Source organism: Paenibacillus sp. OK060 (genome assembly GCF_900101205.1).
Classification (GTDB): domain Bacteria; phylum Bacillota; class Bacilli; order Paenibacillales; family Paenibacillaceae; genus Paenibacillus; species Paenibacillus marchantiae.
Genome location: NZ_FNFR01000030.1, coordinates 1 through 1,050, shown reverse-complemented (window position 1 = coordinate 1,050; position 1,050 = coordinate 1). Strand labels below are relative to the sequence as shown.

Sequence of the window (1,050 nt, the reverse complement as noted above, 5' to 3'; positions counted from 1 at the left end):
AAAAATATATAAGAGGAGGCCACTCATTTGAAAGCACTTGTATTTAATAAATTCGGAGGACCGGAAGTACTAGAATATCTTGAAATTTCGGATCCAGTTATCGGGCCTGACGAAATATTAGTAAGGATGCAAGCCATCGGATTGAATTTTGCAGATATTTATAGAAGGAAAGGAAACTATCATCTTACTGGGAACTCCCCGTTTATTTTAGGTTATGAAGGGGCAGGAGTCGTTGAAAAAACAGGAGCTAATGTCGAAGGAATCAGCGTTGGCGACCCTATTGCATTTGCAGATGTCCCCCATGCTAACGCAGAAAAAGTGGCTGTTCCTATAGAAAAGGCAATTCCTCTTCCAGAGACCATTTCATTTGAGAAGGCGGCTTCTGTTTTACTGCAAGGGTTGACTGCCCACTATTTAACAATAGATAGTTATGCGGTTAAGGAGAATGATGTAATTCTAGTTCATGCCGCAGCAGGGGGCGTTGGACAGTTGCTTGTTCAAATTGCAAAGCTCTTCGGTGGAAGGGTCATTGGTTTAACCTCCTCGATGGAGAAGGCGTCGGCAGTTAAAAACTCTGGAGGGAATCAGGTTTTTTTGTACTCGGATGATTGGAAGAGAAAAGTCATGGAGGAGACAAACGGAAAAGGTGTGGATGTTGTCTATGACTCAGTAGGCTCCACGCTCGAAGATAGTTTTGCAGTCACTCGCATTGGGGGGACGGTTGTATTTTATGGAATGGCAGGGGGAGACCCTGCTCCAGTTGACCCAAGGATGTTGATGGATACGTCAAAAACTTTGACTGGTGGCGATCTTTGGAATTTCCTTACTTCCCGCGAGGAACGGGCAACCCGTTCAGCCGAGTTGTTCCGCTGGATCGAAGAGGGGAAAATAACGGTATCCGAGCCTACGGTATTTGCACTACGAGATGGAAGAAAAGCGCATCAATTTCTGGAAAGCCGCAAAAGCACGGGGAAAATCTTATTAAGACCATAAAAATCGTATGAATCTAACCAAGACTCAAGTAGGGCAGATTATCCCTTTGTATCTGGC

Annotated in this window: 1 protein-coding gene; it reads left to right on the top strand. The window is 44.6% G+C overall.

Going from position 1 to position 1,050, the window contains the following annotated elements; translation table 11 throughout:
• Nucleotides 1-27: 27 nt before the first annotated feature.
• Nucleotides 28-993, top strand: coding sequence for a quinone oxidoreductase family protein (locus tag BLS14_RS32245; protein WP_090955875.1), 966 nt, complete (start codon nucleotides 28-30; stop codon nucleotides 991-993).
• Nucleotides 994-1,050: the final 57 nt, after the last annotated feature.